Source organism: Roseibium hamelinense, assembly GCF_007830545.1.
GTDB classification, from domain to species: Bacteria; Pseudomonadota; Alphaproteobacteria; order Rhizobiales; family Stappiaceae; genus Roseibium; species Roseibium hamelinense.
The window spans coordinates 175,334-191,741 of record NZ_VLLF01000005.1 but is presented as its reverse complement, the minus strand read 5'-3'; the positions used below and the strand labels follow the sequence as shown (position 1 = coordinate 191,741).

Annotated in this window: 16 protein-coding genes; 7 read left to right on the top strand and 9 right to left on the bottom strand. The window is 55.2% G+C overall.

Annotated elements, in window-relative coordinates; all coding sequences use genetic code 11:
• Nucleotides 1–158: 158 nt before the first annotated feature.
• Both JM93_RS11925 and fsa read right to left on the bottom strand, forming a co-directional pair.
• Entirely contained in the window at nt 159–1,115 is a 957-nt protein-coding gene (locus JM93_RS11925; RefSeq protein WP_145343614.1) for a tyrosine recombinase XerC, read from the bottom strand.
• A 111-nt stretch (nt 1,116–1,226) separates the two neighbouring features.
• Nucleotides 1,227–1,880 carry a fructose-6-phosphate aldolase gene (gene fsa, locus JM93_RS11920; RefSeq protein ID WP_145343612.1) on the bottom strand — a complete coding sequence of 218 codons (654 nt, stop codon included), beginning with the start codon at nt 1,878–1,880 and terminating at the stop codon, nt 1,227–1,229.
• A gap of 201 nt (nt 1,881–2,081) precedes the next feature.
• Here fsa and JM93_RS11915 point away from each other — a divergent pair, with 201 nt between their 5' ends.
• Nucleotides 2,082–4,280, top strand: a complete 2,199-nt coding sequence (locus tag JM93_RS11915) for a primosomal protein N' (protein ID WP_145343610.1) — start codon at nt 2,082–2,084, stop codon at nt 4,278–4,280.
• Nucleotides 4,281–4,482: 202 nt separating this feature from the next.
• Here JM93_RS11915 and JM93_RS22265 read toward each other — a convergent pair whose 3' ends face one another.
• Complete coding sequence (locus tag JM93_RS22265) at nt 4,483–4,641, bottom strand: hypothetical protein (RefSeq protein WP_280114426.1); 159 nt, start codon at nt 4,639–4,641, stop codon at nt 4,483–4,485.
• On the opposite strand from JM93_RS22265, the gene JM93_RS22150 reads away from it, so the two are divergent.
• The 6 genes from JM93_RS22150 to JM93_RS11885 all read left to right on the top strand — a co-directional run bounded on the left by JM93_RS22150 (nt 4,568) and on the right by JM93_RS11885 (nt 10,010).
• The gene (locus JM93_RS22150; RefSeq protein ID WP_280114424.1) at nt 4,568–4,810 is read left to right on the top strand and encodes a DUF1428 domain-containing protein; all 243 of its coding nucleotides are present in this window, start codon (nt 4,568–4,570) and stop codon (nt 4,808–4,810) included. The two genes, JM93_RS22265 and JM93_RS22150, sit on opposite strands and share 74 nt — an antisense overlap.
• A 241-nt stretch (nt 4,811–5,051) precedes the next feature.
• A complete protein-coding gene (locus JM93_RS11905) occupies nt 5,052–5,612 on the top strand; it encodes a F0F1 ATP synthase subunit delta (RefSeq protein ID WP_145343608.1) in 561 nt (186 codons plus the stop codon).
• Nucleotides 5,612–7,141, top strand: coding sequence for a F0F1 ATP synthase subunit alpha (gene atpA / locus JM93_RS11900; RefSeq protein WP_145343606.1), 1,530 nt, complete (start codon nt 5,612–5,614; stop codon nt 7,139–7,141). Before JM93_RS11905 ends, atpA begins: the two co-directional genes overlap by 1 nt.
• A 32-nt stretch (nt 7,142–7,173) precedes the next feature.
• Complete coding sequence (locus JM93_RS11895) at nt 7,174–8,058, top strand: F0F1 ATP synthase subunit gamma (protein WP_145343604.1); 885 nt, start codon at nt 7,174–7,176, stop codon at nt 8,056–8,058.
• A 25-nt stretch (nt 8,059–8,083) separates the two neighbouring features.
• A complete protein-coding gene (atpD, locus tag JM93_RS11890; protein ID WP_145343602.1) occupies nt 8,084–9,508 on the top strand; it encodes a F0F1 ATP synthase subunit beta in 1,425 nt (474 codons plus the stop codon).
• A 94-nt stretch (nt 9,509–9,602) separates the two neighbouring features.
• Nucleotides 9,603–10,010, top strand: a complete 408-nt coding sequence (locus JM93_RS11885; RefSeq protein ID WP_145343600.1) for a F0F1 ATP synthase subunit epsilon — start codon at nt 9,603–9,605, stop codon at nt 10,008–10,010.
• A gap of 141 nt (nt 10,011–10,151) precedes the next feature.
• On the opposite strand, the gene JM93_RS11880 is transcribed toward JM93_RS11885, so the two are convergent.
• The 6 genes from JM93_RS11880 to JM93_RS11855 form a co-directional block, all read right to left on the bottom strand.
• Nucleotides 10,152–11,954, bottom strand: coding sequence for a M10 family metallopeptidase C-terminal domain-containing protein (locus tag JM93_RS11880; RefSeq protein ID WP_145343598.1), 1,803 nt, complete (start codon nt 11,952–11,954; stop codon nt 10,152–10,154).
• A 632-nt stretch (nt 11,955–12,586) separates the two neighbouring features.
• Nucleotides 12,587–12,793, bottom strand: a complete 207-nt coding sequence (locus JM93_RS11875) for a hypothetical protein (protein ID WP_145343596.1) — start codon at nt 12,791–12,793, stop codon at nt 12,587–12,589.
• A gap of 238 nt (nt 12,794–13,031) precedes the next feature.
• A complete protein-coding gene (locus JM93_RS11870; RefSeq protein ID WP_145343594.1) occupies nt 13,032–14,666 on the bottom strand; it encodes an NTP transferase domain-containing protein in 1,635 nt (544 codons plus the stop codon).
• A gap of 5 nt (nt 14,667–14,671) precedes the next feature.
• Complete coding sequence (locus JM93_RS11865) at nt 14,672–15,358, bottom strand: XdhC family protein (protein WP_145343592.1); 687 nt, start codon at nt 15,356–15,358, stop codon at nt 14,672–14,674.
• A 3-nt stretch (nt 15,359–15,361) separates the two neighbouring features.
• Nucleotides 15,362–15,991: a LysE family translocator gene (locus JM93_RS11860; RefSeq protein ID WP_145343590.1), complete on the bottom strand. Its 630-nt coding sequence runs from the start codon at nt 15,989–15,991 to the stop codon at nt 15,362–15,364.
• Between the two features lie 6 nt (nt 15,992–15,997).
• Nucleotides 15,998–16,342 carry an XdhC family protein gene (locus JM93_RS11855; RefSeq protein WP_145343588.1) on the bottom strand — a complete coding sequence of 115 codons (345 nt, stop codon included), beginning with the start codon at nt 16,340–16,342 and terminating at the stop codon, nt 15,998–16,000.
• Between the last annotated feature and the right edge of the window lie 66 nt (nt 16,343–16,408).

Here is a 16,408-nt window from a genome sequence, read left to right as displayed (position 1 = left end):
CTCTCCTGAATTCTGCCGACGAGCGCCGGTAGACCGGGCAGCCGCCGTGGTTAAGCGTGATCAAAAACGCTGTGGAAGGCCGGGACACTAGCAGCTTTTTTGAAAAATGCACCCCCTTTCCGACGAAAAAAGGCGAATTTACCGGAAGATTCTGCGAATTATTGGCGTGGATGCGCCTTGTCATAGGCCTCCAGCAAGCGCTGGCTGTCAATCTCGGTGTAAATTTGCGTGCTGGACAGGCTCGCATGCCCCAACAATTCCTGAATTGTCCTTAGGTCACCGCCTCCGGAAAGAAGATGCGTCGCAAAGGAATGACGTAAAGCGTGAGGGGTAGCTGTGTTTGGCAAACCAAGTGCACCACGTAGCTTCTCCATTGCCAGCTGGATGATGCGCGGGTTCAGCGGGCCCCCGCGGGCGCCAACAAAGAGCGGCCCATCGGGAGAGATGCTGTAAGGGCAGAGTTTTTGGTACTCGGCGATCGCCTGCCCAACCACCGGCAATGTCGGCACAATGCGCTCCTTACCGCCCTTTCCGAGGATACGGATCGTCCTTGTTTCAGGCGTCGGCGCGGTTTTCCCCGTCAAAGAAAGAGCTTCAGCCAACCGTAAACCGCATCCGTAGAGCAAGGTCAAAACCGCCGTGTTCCGCGCCTGGATCCATGCGGCCTGCTCCATTACCAAGTCGCCGCCGACGATGGTTTTGGCGTCCTTCGGGGAGACCGGCTTGGGCAGGGATTTCCCGGAGTTGGGCGGGCGGATCGCGTCGGATGCCGCAGCATTGATTTCGCCTTGCTTTTCCAAGAATTTCAGGAACGATCGGATCCCGGCAAGTCCGCGCGCGAGTGAACGGCTCTGGACACCTGCCTTCCTGCGCGTTGCCAGAAAACTCCTGAAATCGGCTGGCCTGAGTGTTTCAAGATCCGAAATTGACGGCGAACCACCCAGGTGGTTTGTCAAAAAACGCAGAAATTGTTCCAGGTCCCGTTCATACGCAGTGAGCGTTTTGTCTGCGAGGCGACGCTCATCGGACAAGTGGTCTTGCCACGCTTCAATGCGCGCCAGAACGTCTTTTTGGGCAAAAATAAGAACCGCGCCCGGATTGGAGGAATTACTCATACCACTTTCATGCCTGAAACAGGCAAGAGAATTGTTAATGACAATAATTCCGGACACAAAAAACCCGGCCGCAGCGGCCGGGTTTTGGTTCTTTTTGACCGGTTCCGAAAGTCAGAGAATGCTTTGGCCGGTCTTTGCCCAATCTGTCAGAAATGCATCCAGACCCTTGTCGGTCAGCGGGTGCTTCACGAGCGCTTTAAGCGTTGCCGGCGGAACGGTTGCGACATCGGCCCCAATGATAGCGCATTCGCGAACGTGATTCGGCGTACGGATGGAGGCCGCCAGAATCTCGGTCTCAAATCCGAAATTGTCATAGATCACGCGAATTTCACGGATCAGCTCAAGACCGTCCATATGGATGTCATCAAGCCGTCCAATGAACGGCGAGATGTAGGTCGCACCCGCTTTTGCGGCCAAAAGGGCCTGATTGGCCGAAAAACAGAGAGTGACATTTGTCTTAGTGCCGTCCTCCGTCAGCTGTTTACAGGCTTTCAAGCCGTCGAATGTCAGAGGAAGCTTGATCACCACATTGTCGGCAATATTGCGCAGCTCGTGCGCTTCCTTGATCATGGTTTCGAAGTCCGTTGCTGCGACTTCGGCCGAAACGTCGCCCTTTGTGATTCCGCAGATCTCTTTAATGACATCCTTGAACTGACGGCCGGATTTTGCGATGAGCGACGGGTTTGTGGTCACCCCGTCCAGCAGTCCGGTGGCTTCCAGTTCCTGGATTTCTGCGGTGTCAGCGGTGTCTACGAAGAACTTCATTCATTGCTCCCTTAGGCCCGGCGTCAGCCTCGCACCCTGCAGGTGCATCGACCTGCCTTTGATCTCTTATCGGCGCCTGTTTACCTTAGGATGGAGCGGATAAGAAGCCCGATTCGGAGCGAAAATTCTTCTTGTCGCCAGGCGCTGCGGGATGCGGCCATAGGTTTTGGCGGTGAAACAGGACACGGGAAGGCCTGAAGCGTGTTGTTTGATAAACCGGACGCGGAACCGGACAATATTGCCAGCGTTTTGGTTCCGGTCGCTGTGCCCGGCGCATATACTTATCTCGTTCCACCAGGCGAACAGGTTCAGCCGGGAACAATCGTGCGGGTGCCACTCGGCACACGGGAGGTTGTCGGCGCAGTGTGGGACATCGAGCCTGATGTGGCCATCAATCCCAAAAAGCTGAAAACCATCACACACATTTATAAGGACGCGCGGCCTCTTGATGCAAATCTGAGGCGGTTTGTCGATTGGGTCGCAAATTGGACATTGGGCGCACCCGGTATGGTTTTGCGGATGGTGCTTCGATCCGAAGAAGCGCTTTTGCCGGAGGCACCTGTTCCCGGTGTGCGCCGTATTGAAGGGGCAGAACCGGACCGCATGACAAGCGCTCGTCAGCGCGTGCTAGCTACGATGGAGGACGGGCTAGCCTGGACAAAAAGCGGGCTCTCGCATGCCGCCGGAGTAAGTGGCTCGGTCATTGACGGCTTGCTTCATCAAGGTGTTCTTGAGGTGGTGTCGTTGCCAGCAGCATTGCCGACACCGCCGCCCGATATCGATTTCGCAAGAACGAATCTCAACCCAGCCCAGCGACGCGCAGCGGATCAACTGATTGCGGCCTTTGATGAAGGCGGTTCGATATCGCTTGTAGATGGGGTCACGGGTTCGGGGAAAACAGAAGTCTATTTTGAGGCGATTGCCGAAGCCATGCGCCGCGGAAAGCAAGCGCTTATCCTGCTGCCTGAAATAGCCCTGACTGAACAGTTTCTGCGGCGCTTTGAAAAGCGATTTGGGGTCTATCCAGCGGAATGGCATTCTGAAATCACGCCGAAAAAACGGGGAAGGGTCTGGCGCGGGGCGGCAAGCGGCGATGTTCGGGTCGTGATTGGAGCGCGATCTGCCTTGTTCCTTCCGTTTGTCGATCTTGGCTTGATCATCGTCGATGAAGAGCATGATGCGGCCTTCAAACAGGACGATCGTGTCCCCTACAGCGCGCGGGATATGGCCGTTGTACGCGGGCATATTTCCAAATTCCCGGTAATACTGGCCTCGGCCACGCCATCCGTCGAAAGCCGTGTGAATGCGGATCTTGGACGCTACCGCCATCTTGTCTTGCCTGAACGGGCGACAGGGGCGGCTATGCCGGAATTGCATGCGATTGACATGCGGCACGAGGGGCCGGAGCGCGGGCACTGGATCGCACCAAGACTGCTGGAAGCGATTAAGGGAGCGTACGGGGATGGTGCGCAGACGCTGCTTTTCCTAAATCGGCGTGGTTACGCGCCATTGACGCTTTGCCGGACCTGCGGCCATCGCTTTCAATGCGGCCATTGCAGCGCGTGGTTGGTCGAGCACCGGTTTCAAAAACGCCTCGTGTGTCATCATTGCGGCCATTTTGAAAAAGTGCCCGAAAGCTGCCCGTCCTGCGGCACAGTTGATTCGCTTGTGGCCTGCGGGCCAGGTGTTGAACGCATTGCCGAGGAAGTTTGCAGTAAGTTTCCTGAAGCGCGTGTGCTTGTTCTGTCTTCGGATCTGCCGGGCGGCCCTGACCGTCTGCGCCGTGAGATGAAAATCGTCGAGGAAGGCGGCGCTGATATCGTCATAGGGACACAGCTGGTCGCCAAGGGGCACAATTTCCCGAAGATGCGGGTCGTCGGTGTTATTGATGCTGACCTCGGCCTTGCAAATGGAGACCCGCGCGCAGCGGAAAAAACGTTCCAGCTTCTTGGGCAGGTGACCGGGCGCGCCGGACGTGTCACCGGTGGCGGCTTGGGTTTTTTGCAAACCTACTCACCTGACCATCCGGTGATATCGGCCCTTCTGTCATCAAATATGGACGATTTTTACACGGCCGAAATCGCAGCCCGCAGGGCCGCGGGATTGCCGCCATTCGGCCGCTTGGCCGCAGTCATCGTTTCGGGGCCAGATAAGGTGTTTGCCGATGGGTATGTACGGTCCCTGTCGCGCGCAGCGCCTCGGGTCCAGGCCGTTACTATTCTCGGTCCAGCCGAGGCTGCTCTCGCTATGGTTCGCGGACGATACCGGTTCCGGCTACTTGCCATAGCCCCACGTCAGTTCGATCTGCAAGGATATATGCAGCACTGGCTGGACTGCGGCCCAAAACCGACAAAAGGTTTGAGGGTTCAGATTGATATCGATCCGCAACACTTCCTCTAGGGGCCGACAATCTCGCCGCGGCACGGGCGGGCCAAGTGCATTGTGTTTCCCGGTAATCATGACACAGTGAGGTTTGTTCTGATTTGGAGGACGTTCCGTGACATACATCCAGGGATTTTTGGCGCCGGTGAAGACGGACAAAAAAGCCGAGTACAAGACGATTGCAGAGAACTCCTGGGCACTTTTCTAGGAGTATGGCACCTTAAACAGTGTCGAGGCGTGGGGCGCCGACGTTCCCGATGGCGGTAAAGTTGGAGCCAGGTGAAACGGTCGTCTTTTCCTGGATCGTGTGGCCCGACAAACAAACTGCAGATGCAGCAATGGCACGCATGCCGGAAGACTCGCGATGGGAAACTGTCATGCCTGATGCTGATCAGGTTTTCAGCATGAAGCGTATGATCTTCGGCGGGTTTGAACCGCTGCTTGAGACCTCGCGTGTGGATTCTGCGTTCCTGCGAGATATCTGCCTCGCCAAATCGATTCCGCAGGGTTTGTCGTTATGTGGATGGCAATCGTCTAAAGGTTTATGACACCCGTGATCCGTTGATTGGAAAGTGTTTTTGAGCATGGAAGACAAAAAACGCCTTCGAATCGACGTAAACACCCGCCGGGTGAAGTTGCACAGTTGAAAACCCTGTGCTAATTGAGGCGCGGCTTTGGGGGAGCGGTTTAACCGTCATACCTTCTGACCCTGAATTCACTCATTTTTTCAATGCCTTGCGGCCGTCCTGGTTTAGCGGGGCTTGAAATGCGTCAGAGAGCTCGGACCTGGTGACTGACAACGTATCTCTCGTATCTGGTGTGGCGAAGCGATATGCCTCCGCTCTTCTCGATCTTTCCGAGGAGCAAGGCGTGACGGCTGACGTGGAGCGGGATCTCAACACAATCGAGGGGTTCCTCGACGAAAGTTCAGATCTCGACCGTCTTGTGAAAAGCCCCGCTTTTAGTGCCGAAGAGCAAGTTGCTGCTCTATCCGCACTTCTCGACAAGGCAGGCATAAAAAGTCTTGCTGCAAATTTTGTGAAGCTGGCTGCTCAAAACAGGCGCCTCTTCGTTCTTCCGGGCATGATCGCGGCATACAAAATGCTACTGGCCGAAAAGCGCGGCGAGGTCACAGCTGAGGTGACGTCTGCAGCGCCGATGTCGGACGCTCATGCCTCTGCTTTGAAAGACGCCTTATCGGCGAGTTCAGGCAAAAATGTTAACATCACAGCGAAAGTCGACCCTGCTCTAATTGGTGGTCTGGTTGTCAAACTGGGCTCCCGCATGGTTGATACGTCGCTGCGTACCAAACTCAACTCACTTAAGTTCGCGATGAAAGAGGTCGGCTGATGGATATTCGGGCCGCGGAAATTTCCGCCATCCTCAAGGACCAGATCAAGAACTTCGGCCAGGAAGCCGAGGTTTCTGAAGTTGGTCAGGTGCTGTCCGTCGGTGACGGTATTGCTCGTGTCTACGGGCTGGACAAGGTCCAGGCCGGTGAGATGGTCGAGTTCCCTGGTGGCATCAAGGGCATGGCCCTTAACCTGGAAGCCGACAACGTCGGTGTGGTTATCTTTGGATCCGACCGTGACATTCAGGAAGGCGACACAGTCAAGCGGACCGGCGCCATCGTGGAAGTGCCGGTTGGTAAAGGTCTTCTGGGCCGCGTTGTCGACCCGCTCGGCAATCCGATCGATGGTAAAGGACCGATTGAGGCAACTGAAAAGCGCCGTGTGGACGTCAAGGCGCCAGGCATCCTGCCGCGCAAGTCCGTGCACGAGCCAATGTCGACCGGCCTCAAGGCAATCGACGCTCTGATCCCTGTTGGCCGTGGCCAGCGCGAGCTCGTGATCGGCGACCGCCAGACCGGCAAGACCGCGATCATTCTCGACACCTTTTTGAACCAGAAGCCGCTTCACTCTTCTGACAATGAGGATGACAAGCTCTACTGCATCTATGTTGCGGTCGGTCAGAAGCGGTCAACCGTTGCACAGTTCGTCAAGACACTGGAAGATAACGGCGCACTCGAGTACTCAATCGTCGTTGCCGCTACCGCATCCGACGCGGCGCCGCTCCAGTTTTTGGCACCGTTTGCCGGTTGCGCAATGGGCGAGTTCTTCCGCGACAACTCCATGCACGCAGTTATCGGCTACGATGACTTGACCAAGCAGGCCGTTGCCTATCGCCAGATGTCCTTGCTTCTGCGCCGTCCGCCAGGACGTGAAGCGTTTCCGGGTGATGTTTTCTATCTTCACTCCCGCCTGCTTGAGCGCGCTGCAAAGCTCAATGAAGAAAATGGCAAGGGTTCTTTGACGGCGCTGCCAGTCATTGAGACCCAGGGCAACGACGTGTCCGCGTTTATTCCGACCAACGTGATTTCGATCACCGACGGTCAGATCTTCCTTGAAACCGATCTGTTCTACCAGGGCATCCGTCCTGCTGTGAACGTCGGTCTGTCGGTATCCCGCGTGGGGTCCTCAGCACAAATCAAGGCGATGAAGCAGGTTGCAGGTCCGATTAAGGGTGAGCTTGCACAGTATCGTGAAATGGCAGCGTTTGCTCAATTCGGTTCGGATCTGGATGCGACCACCCAGCGTCTGCTGAACCGGGGTGCACGTCTGACCGAACTCCTGAAGCAGCCGCAGTTCTCGCCGCTGAAAACCCAGGAACAGGTTGCAGTGATCTTTGCTGGTGTGAACGGCTACCTCGACAAGCTGCCGGTCGACAAGGTCCGGGCGTTTGAAGACGGTTTGCTTCTGTTCATCCGCGGTGAACATGCGGATCTTCTGGATGCGATCTGGGAAAAGAAAGCACTGGATGACGAGCTGACGGGCAAGCTAAAGACCGCGATCGACGCGTTCGCCAAGAACTTCGCCTAAACTTCACGCCGGGATAAGGAGCAGGGGCGGCCATGCCGAGCCTGAAGGACTTACGAAACCGTATCGCTTCAGTGAAAGCGACGCAGAAAATCACCAAGGCCATGCAAATGGTGGCCGCGGCGAAACTGCGTCGTGCTCAAGAAGCTGCGGAGGCTGCCCGGCCCTATGCTGAACGCATGGGTGAGGTGCTGGCCAACCTAGCTGTGGCCTTTGAGGGTCGCGATGATGCGCCGAAACTGATGGCAGGTACGGGCAATGACCAGACACATCTTTTGGTTATCGCCACGGCCGAGCGTGGTCTGTGTGGCGGTTTCAACACAAATATTGCAAAGCTCGGGCGCGAACGCGCCCGCAGTCTGATCGCGCAGGGCAAAACTGTTAAAATCCTCTGCGTTGGCAAAAAGGGTTTCGATGCGATCAAGCGCGATCTCGGGCAGTACGTCGTCGAGACGATAGAACTTCGCAGTGTGAAGCACGTTGGCTTTGCAAATGCAGATGAAATCGGCCGCAAGATACTCTCGATGTTCGAAGCGGGTGAGTTCGACGTTTGCACGTTGTTCTATTCAAACTTCAAATCTGTAATCGCGCAGGAACCGACTGCCCAGCAGCTTATTCCGGCCGATCTGCCGACAGCAGATTCTGATGCAGAGTCGGGTGCGACATCGGTTTACGAATATGAACCTGATGAAGCGGAGATCCTTGCAGATCTGTTGCCGCGTAACATCTCCGTTCAAATCTTCCGGGGGCTGCTGGAAAATGCGGCGTCCGAGCAGGGTGCGCGCATGTCTGCAATGGACAACGCTACCCGCAACGCTGGTGAAATGATCGACAAGCTTACGATCAACTACAACCGTCAGCGTCAGGCACAGATTACGACGGAACTGATTGAAATTATCTCTGGCGCGGAAGCGCTGTAACGGGATCGATACGAGGATTAGGGATATGGCTGACAAAAAAGTCGGACGGGTCACCCAGGTCATCGGCGCCGTTGTCGACGTCAAGTTCGATGACCACCTGCCGTTGACCCTGAACGCTCTTGAGCTGGACAACCAGGGCACCCGCCTGGTGCTCGAAGTTGCCCAGCACCTGGGTGAAAACACGGTTCGCACCATCGCGATGGACTCCACCGAGGGTCTGGTCCGCGGTCAGGAAGTTGTGGATACGGGATCTGCGATTGAGGTTCCGGTCGGTGACGGCACGCTCGGCCGGATCATGAACGTGATCGGCGAGCCGGTGGATGAGGGCGGCGAGATTCCGCACGAAACACGCCGTGCGATCCACCAAGAAGCCCCGGCATTCATCGACCAGTCGACGGAAGCTGAAATTCTTGTGACGGGCATTAAGGTCGTGGATCTTCTCGCGCCCTACGCCAAGGGCGGTAAGATCGGCCTGTTCGGTGGCGCGGGCGTTGGTAAAACAGTTCTCATCATGGAGCTGATCAACAATATCGCGAAAGCACACGGCGGCTACTCAGTGTTTGCCGGTGTTGGCGAACGGACCCGTGAAGGCAACGACCTTTACTGGGAAATGATCGAATCCGGCGTGAACAAGGAAGGCGGCGGAGAGGGCTCGAAAGCAGCACTCGTCTACGGTCAGATGAACGAACCTCCGGGAGCTCGTGCCCGTGTTGCCCTGACCGGCCTGACCATCGCGGAAGACTTCCGTGACAAGGGCCAGGACGTTCTATTCTTCGTCGACAACATTTTCCGCTTTACTCAGGCTGGTTCAGAGGTCTCGGCGCTTCTCGGCCGTATTCCTTCTGCAGTGGGCTACCAGCCGACGCTTGCCACCGACATGGGCGACATGCAGGAGCGGATCACGACGACGCACAAAGGTTCGATCACGTCTGTGCAAGCCGTTTACGTGCCTGCCGACGACTTGACCGACCCTGCACCGGCATCGACATTCGCACACTTGGACGCAACGACGGTTCTCAATCGTTCAATCGCGGAAAAGGGTATCTACCCGGCTGTGGATCCGCTGGATTCCACATCACGGATGCTTAGCGCGAACATCATCGGCGAGGAACACTACGAAACCGCCCGGGCGGTTCAGGTAACGTTGCAGCGTTACAAGGCCCTTCAGGACATCATTGCTATTCTCGGAATGGACGAACTTTCTGAAGAAGACAAACTCACCGTTGCGCGTGCCCGTAAGATCGAGCGTTTCCTGTCCCAACCGTTCTTTGTCGCTGAAGTCTTTACAGGTTCTCCGGGCAAGCTGGTTGCCCTCGAAGACACCATCAAGGGCTTCAAGGGGCTCGTTGAGGGCGAATACGATCATCTTCCAGAAGCGGCATTCTACATGGTCGGTTCAATCGACGAAGCGATCGAAAAAGCTCAGAAGCTGGCCGCCGAAGCCGCTTAACATGATCATGAAGCCGGACGCCCCACTTGGGCGTCCGTCCTGTTGTTTGATGGCTTGACCATCTGAATATCTAGACTGACAAGGAACATGCCGGATGGCTGAACTTTTCCAGTTTGAGTTGGTCTCACCCGAGCGCCAGCTGCTCTCCGAGCAGGTGGTTGAAGTGACCGTTCCCGGCACTGACGGGGAATTCGGCGTTCTTAAGAACCACAGCCCATTCATGTCGACAATCAAACCGGGCATCTTGAAGGTCCGCAAAGACAGCGGCGCTGTAGATGAATATTTTGTTCGCGGAGGCTTTGCCGACGTGGCCGGGTCCGGTCTGACGGTATTGGCAGAGCAGGCGGTCCCGGTATCCGAGATTAACTCTGAAATGCTGAATCAGCAGATCAGAAATGCGGAAGAAGACGTCGCCGACGCCAAGGACGACGATACGAAACAGAAAGCAGAAATGCATCTGTCTCAATTGAAAGATGTTGCGGACGCTCTGAAAGCGGCCTGATCAACTCGACAAGCTTTTTCGAAACGCGGTTTCTCACGGAGCCGCGTTTTTTTGTGTCTATAGTTGATTTGCTGGCGTTCAGAATCCTCCAAAATGAAAGGGCGCCGAAGCGCCCTTTGGAGATGCCGATAAGCCAGTGCGTCAAACAAAAGCGAGGTCGTTTTGGGAGATGATCCCCGCGTCTACGCCAAGTAGAGATATTGAATTATCTCCAAATTTAATCACAGAATCGGCGCCTGAAGCCAGTATCGTCAGATTGTCAAAGGCTGCGAATTCGCTTCGAATCGCTATGGTATCGAACCCGCTCTGGAAATCCGTAATCGTTTCTGCGTCACCGCGATTATAGATACAGAACATGTCGCTGCCCGAACCCCCGGTGTAGGTATCGTTGCCGCTGCCACCGACTAGGCGGTCATTCCCCGAACCACCGATTAAGCTATCGTCTCCGGCACCACCGTTGAGAACGTCATCAGATGACCCTCCGTCGAGTCTGTCATTCCCGCTGCCGCCGAATAACTTATCATGGCCGGCGCCTCCTACTAGCGTGTCATCTCCAGCTTTCCCGTGAAGAGTGTTGCTCGCTGCGTTGCCGAGAACCACATCGTCACCGCGCCCGCCAATTGCGTTTTCTATCACCGCGCTGTAGGCAATCGCCATATTGCCGAGGCCACCGCCTACGTTTGAATAGGTGCCATCAATTAGACTTACAAACTGATCGACTTTTCCAGCTCCCGATAGATCAATGGTGTCAACGCCACCTGCGTCCCAAAGCGTAAGGGCGTGCGGCATCGCTTGAGAAAAATCATAGACACCACCCTCGGTGGAGTTGAACCCATAGGTCGTATCGCCGGAGCGGGTTGATGTATTCGCACCGTAGAGCTGTTGCAAAGCCAGTATGTCATGCAGCATCAACGTATCCGGAAACGCACCGAACCCCAGAGACCCGTCAGCGTTGCTTTCATCAAAGTAACTCATCACGGAATATTGCTGGGTGTCTTCACGGTACTGCGCAAACGCTTCGTAGGTGATGTCGATATCCGGAGATGCATTGTAGTCCCCCGGATGGTGCAAGCCGACGGCATGGCCGATCTCGTGCATCACCGCAAAATGACTATAGGAGCCGTTTGGCAGCTCTTCTTTCGAAACACTGTTGGTGTTCAGCCAAACATCCCCTTCCCATCGGTCTGAGGCATCGGAGCCTGGGAAATAGGCATAAGCGCCCGCCCCATCCGTTGTTGAGAAATAGTTTGAGAACAACATGGACGCGTCGTCGGTATAGCCATCCGGGTTGACCCTTTCGAACTGGATGTTGGCTATTTCGGAATAGGTTGCAAGGATCGCTTCAACAGCAACCATTTGGGCAGCGGTTACTTGTTCAAAGGTTTCGGGCACTTCTGCGGCGTATTCGGGGTCGAGGTTGTTCAGTGTATCCCGGAATCCGTATGTGACCGTTGCGGGCTGGCCGGGCGTGCCCCAGGACACGCCCGGCCGCAGCAATGCGCCAGCCGCCATGTCGCCATCATAGACAGCCTTTGTACCCTCAACTGCTGACAGCCCATATTGTCCGGTTAATCCTGCTTCTCCAGCCGACACGGAAAGGAAATAGCGGCCGGAGGTCTGGGCCGTAAACGTTATTGCCGAATAGGCCCCGGGACCCGCGTCATCGTCTTCACCAATAAGCGAGCCGCTCTGGTCCAAAAGTTTCAAGTAGGGGTCTTCAAGCCTGCCTCGGCCGTCAAATGTACCGACAGCCGCGAATGTGTAGGTTTGCCCGGCCTTCAAATCGATCGCAAACCAATCACTGTCATCACCCGGAGCAAGGTGTGCCTGCACGGTAGTGAAAACCGCATTTTGAGTACCTTGCGCGATTTTTCCAGTTTCTCGCAAAACATAAGAAGTTGATGTTCCTGAAGCTGCGTCTGATGTTTCAAAGATATTCGGCACGTGTGTCCTCCAACGTGTGCAGCGCTATTCGCTAGATTGGCGCTCTTTGGAAGGCCCCACCTGGTCTGGTTTGGAGGGAGCCTGGGTTAGACACGTGATTTCGATTTGCCGAATAGCCCTTTGGATCGTAGCGGCCTTTTCGGCTTCGCTTTGGAGGGGGTTCCCCTTGACCGCTTCTTTGAGGCGTTCGATCGCGTCGCGACATGTATGAGCTAAGTAAGGTCTGTCGGGATTAACGGGCATCCTCGCCCACGCCTGTTCAAAGCTCAAGCACAAGGCAAAAGCCACGGCTGTTGCTGCTAGCCGATGTTTTCCCCCCGGCATGGAACGTTGAGCCATTGTCGCGTCTTCCCGTTGCATGCTCTTCAGACCCAGTTCGCACCAAATTCCGCCACTCGAAAAAACAATTATCACATGCATACTATCCAGATACACTTATAAATTTTAAGTTGCAATGCCAAACCTCTGAACCGGCTCCCTTGAGTTCAGGAACGTTGCTACAGCTTGGAATGAGCCGGGAAACATGGTCTTAAAAATAAAAAACCCGGCACGGAGGCCGGGTTTTAAGGTATGTGCGGCTTGTTGTTTTTGTTCCGCACGCTGTCTGCTTTTATTCTCAAGCAGCTTGAAACTTATGCAGCCCGTTTGAAGGACAGGCTCATGCCGCCGCCAGAACGGTTGCGGCGGCGCTCTTCCGGCGGAATGTAAACGATCGCGCTATGGTCGGCGCAGTATGAAACACCCGCTTCAACACGATTGGAGCATGGGAACGTGTAGTTACCAGCGTCCCCCTCTGCCCACTTGCAGCGGCCCGGACGTGGAAGGCTAAAATCAGACATGACGTATTCCTCTCAAACTCTGCAGAACGCCAAAAGCGCTCGACCATCCTCGGGAGGGAGGATCCGAACAGCTCTTGTCAAAAACGGATTTACATGCGTCCTTGGGTCGAAACAGCGTCTCTGCGTTTGTCGCCGGACACCGCAAACAAATAGGCGCTGTGTCACAAAAATGCAATAGAGTAGCTATCATAGAAGGAATGCACTGGGTGCATACCAGTCTGCGGCGTTAACCAGATCTTTAAGCTTGATCGGATGCCTTTGCTTCAGGCGAAGGAAGCTCTCCGCCGACGGCCTCCAAATCTGCCGGAGTATCAAGGTCCTGGTGGGCGGCGCTCCCGATTTCAACTTCCACAACCAGATCGGTATGCTCTCCAATAAGATGGCGAGCACCGGTATCTCCCGACAAATTCTGTAGGTCCGGAAAGAAGTTTGAGTCCCAAAGAACCGGGTTGCCGCGCTGCCCGTTCGACATAGAAAGAACGATTTGTCCTGTACCCGAACTGCGATAGGCATTCACAAGCGCTTTAAAATCCTTTGGTGTCACGAATGGCATATCGCCGAGAACAATCATGACAGCGTCGGTATCCCGCGGAAGGGCTGTGATGCCAGTCCGGATTGAGCTGGCCATACCGTCTTCAAAGTCCGGATTGTAAATAGTCTGGTGAGCGATCCCGGCAACTTGTTCTTCGATTTCCTCTGCCATGTAACCAGTCACCGCAACAATATGGTCGATTCCGGACTGCGTGAGGTGCCGAGCCGTCCGTTTTACGAGGGTCTCTCCTTCCAGCGTCGCAAGCAGCTTGTTGTGAGCGCCCATTCTTCGGGATTTGCCCGCAGCTAGCAAAACGCCAGCGATTTTCGGTTTGGAATTAGAACGTCGGGGCAAACGTGGTTGTGGTCTTGATGTAATTTCCATCAAAAGACCTCCAACCCCCATACCGGAAATGCCATGCGCGCTCACCTGAACACCCGCCAGGAGGCGGTCCAAAACCCAATCAAATCCGTTTTCTTTCGGGCTGCGCGCACACCCCGGTGCGCCTATGACCGGAAGGTCCGATACTGATCCAAGCAGAAGCAGATTGCCTGGATCGACCGGCATGCCGAAATAGTCGACGCTTCCGCCCGCTGCTATGATGGCTTTGGGAAGGACGTCGTCTCTGTCGACGACAGCGGATGCGCCAAACAACACCAAAGCCTCTGCGCCGAGTTCGATTTGCTTGGTAATCGCCCGGCTTACATCGCCGACTTCGTGATCTGTGCGGATCTCCGACACGACACTGCTGCCGCTTGCAGAAAGACGCTGTTCAAAAACACGTCTTGTCTTGTCCATGGTTGCAGGCTTGAGGTGATCGAGTGTCGTCGCAACAAGGCCAAATTTAAGCGAACTAAAAGGGAGAACTTTCAATGCGCCTTTAACGGCAACCTCGCATTTTTCCAAAACCGCGTCAGGAACCGCAAACGGAATGATTTTCGCGGTCGCGATCATGCGCCCTTGTTCAACCTTGCTATAGTTCGGAAGGGTCGCAATTGTAACGGACGGATCAACCCGGTTCGCCGCATTGATTGCCTGTTCGTCGATGACCAAAAGACCTGTGTGGTCGGCAAACAGGTTTACCCTTCCGGTAAACGCTTCATCCAGATGGACACCGCTGTCGGCGGCGGCTATTGCAAGCCGGCATGAAGCAAGGTCCTCGGTTATGTCTGTTGGCTCGAGACGGGCCACGACAATTTCCGAAATACCCGCGGACTTTAAGTGACCGATGTCCTCACTCGAGAGCAGTCGGCCCTTCTTGTAAATAGTGCCGTTCAGCTTGGTAGCATGAGCAAGGATACAACCTTGCGCATCCTCAACCGGTTGAGGGCCGAATTTCATAAGCGTTACTCAGTGCCTTTGCGCAGCGCCTTTATGATAGCGCCCAAGATTGCCACAGCAATTTCCGGCGGGCTTGCCGCGCCGATATCAAGACCGATGGGCGCATCGATGCGAGCAAGATTTCCCTCTGATGCGCCAGCCTCCATCAGACGTTCACAGCGTTTGCCGTGTGTTTTCCGGCTGCCAAGCGCGCCGACATAAAAACAATCAGCCTCAAGGGCACGTTGAAGTGGCAAATCGTCTATTTTGGGGTCATGAGTGACTGCAACCAATGCTGTGAACGCATCAAGCGGGACATCCAGCAAGGCATCTTCAGGCCATTTTGCCAGCAATGATCCGTCAGGAAACCTGTCCTCCGTTGCAAACGCCGTCCGCGGATCAATGACCGTGATATCAAAACCGGCCTGCTTTGCCATAGGTACCAGCGCTTGGGTAATATGAACGGCGCCAATAACAACGATCCGAGTTGGCGGCACATCAACGGTCAGAAAATATGTTCCGCTTCCGGTTTCTACCTGTCCGGATTTGCCGGACAGGAACCGGCTTTCAAGTTCAGAAGCCAAGGGATCGGTATCTTCAACCTCGCCCTGCCGAATGATCCTTTGGTTTCCGGTCTCAAGATGCGTCAAAAGTATCGCTGCGCGTCTCGCACTTCGCTCTGCATTCAATTGGGAAAGCAATGATAGATCCACGGATCATCCCTTATCGCTAGCAAGTTTTATGCCCAGGCAAACAAGTATGCTGCCACTGGCCCACCGGATAACAGCCTGCCAACGACTGTGCTGCGTGAGCCGTTTTTGGACCTCTGATGCAAAGAACACCGTGAAAATGTCGGCAGTGCTGAATGCCATATTCACAAGTGTCCCCAAAATGAGAAACTGCACCCAAAGCGGCAGAGCCGCTTCCGGTGATACAAACTGTGGCAAAAAGGCTATGAAAAAAACGGCAACCTTTGGATTGAGTACCTCGACCAGAACGCTGTCCACAAATGCGCGCTGCTTTGACTTTTCTGGGAAGGCAGCCGACACGCCTGTCGACGGCCGGCTGCGGATCATTTGAATGCCAAGAAACACGAGATAGGCACCTCCAGTAATTTTAAGAAGGAGGTACAGGGTCGGAACCGCAACGAAGAGCGCAGACAATCCAAAGGTAGCTGCGATCACGTGCGCATAGCACCCAACATGGATTCCGAAAACAGCGAAAAAACCGGCGGCGCGCCCGCGGGCCAGCGTTTGCGCTGCTGTAAAAAGCAACGCTGGACCCGGCATAAATGCGAATAGCGCAGTTGCGGTCGCAAATGCCAGAATTAACTCTAGGCTTGGCATGGCCGGCTATCGTCCGTTCGAGACCGGTTCGACATAAACCCGGATCTTGCCGCCGCAAGACAGGCCGACCCGCCAGGCGGTTTCGTCTGCGACGCCGAATTCGAGTGTGGTCGGTGTCTGGGTTTCAATGACATCGATCGCTTCAGACACTACTGCGCCTTCTACACACCCCCCGGACACAGATCCTTCGAAATTTCCGTCCTGGTCAATAACCAAGTGGGACCCGACGGGCCGGGGGGCTGATCCCCATGTTTCTATTACTGTGGCAATGGCAACTGTTCTGCCGTCCCTTGTCCACAATTCGGCGGTTTTAAGAGGATCGGAGTCTGGTCGGGCTTGATCGGTCTGCATGTGGCGCTCCCCGTTATCGGCCTCAGTATATAATTGGAGCCGGGACGAGTTAAAGCGGCAATGCAT

What these genes read in the sequence shown, in the direction of transcription:
- JM93_RS11875 (WP_145343596.1), bottom strand. Translation starts at nt 12,793, where the DNA reads ATGTCTGATTTTAGCCTTCCACGTCCGGGCCGCTGCAAGTGGGCAGAG.
- JM93_RS11885 (WP_145343600.1), top strand. Translation starts at nt 9,603, where the DNA reads ATGGCTGAACTTTTCCAGTTTGAGTTGGTCTCACCCGAGCGCCAGCTG.
- JM93_RS11870 (WP_145343594.1), bottom strand. Translation starts at nt 14,666, where the DNA reads ATGAAATTCGGCCCTCAACCGGTTGAGGATGCGCAAGGTTGTATCCTT.
- JM93_RS11855 (WP_145343588.1), bottom strand. Translation starts at nt 16,342, where the DNA reads ATGCAGACCGATCAAGCCCGACCAGACTCCGATCCTCTTAAAACCGCC.
- JM93_RS11895 (WP_145343604.1), top strand. Translation starts at nt 7,174, where the DNA reads ATGCCGAGCCTGAAGGACTTACGAAACCGTATCGCTTCAGTGAAAGCG.
- JM93_RS11860 (WP_145343590.1), bottom strand. Translation starts at nt 15,991, where the DNA reads ATGCCAAGCCTAGAGTTAATTCTGGCATTTGCGACCGCAACTGCGCTA.
- JM93_RS11925 (WP_145343614.1), bottom strand. Translation starts at nt 1,115, where the DNA reads ATGAGTAATTCCTCCAATCCGGGCGCGGTTCTTATTTTTGCCCAAAAA.
- atpD (WP_145343602.1), top strand. Translation starts at nt 8,084, where the DNA reads ATGGCTGACAAAAAAGTCGGACGGGTCACCCAGGTCATCGGCGCCGTT.
- fsa (WP_145343612.1), bottom strand. Translation starts at nt 1,880, where the DNA reads ATGAAGTTCTTCGTAGACACCGCTGACACCGCAGAAATCCAGGAACTG.
- JM93_RS22265 (WP_280114426.1), bottom strand. Translation starts at nt 4,641, where the DNA reads ATGACAGTTTCCCATCGCGAGTCTTCCGGCATGCGTGCCATTGCTGCA.
- atpA (WP_145343606.1), top strand. Translation starts at nt 5,612, where the DNA reads ATGGATATTCGGGCCGCGGAAATTTCCGCCATCCTCAAGGACCAGATC.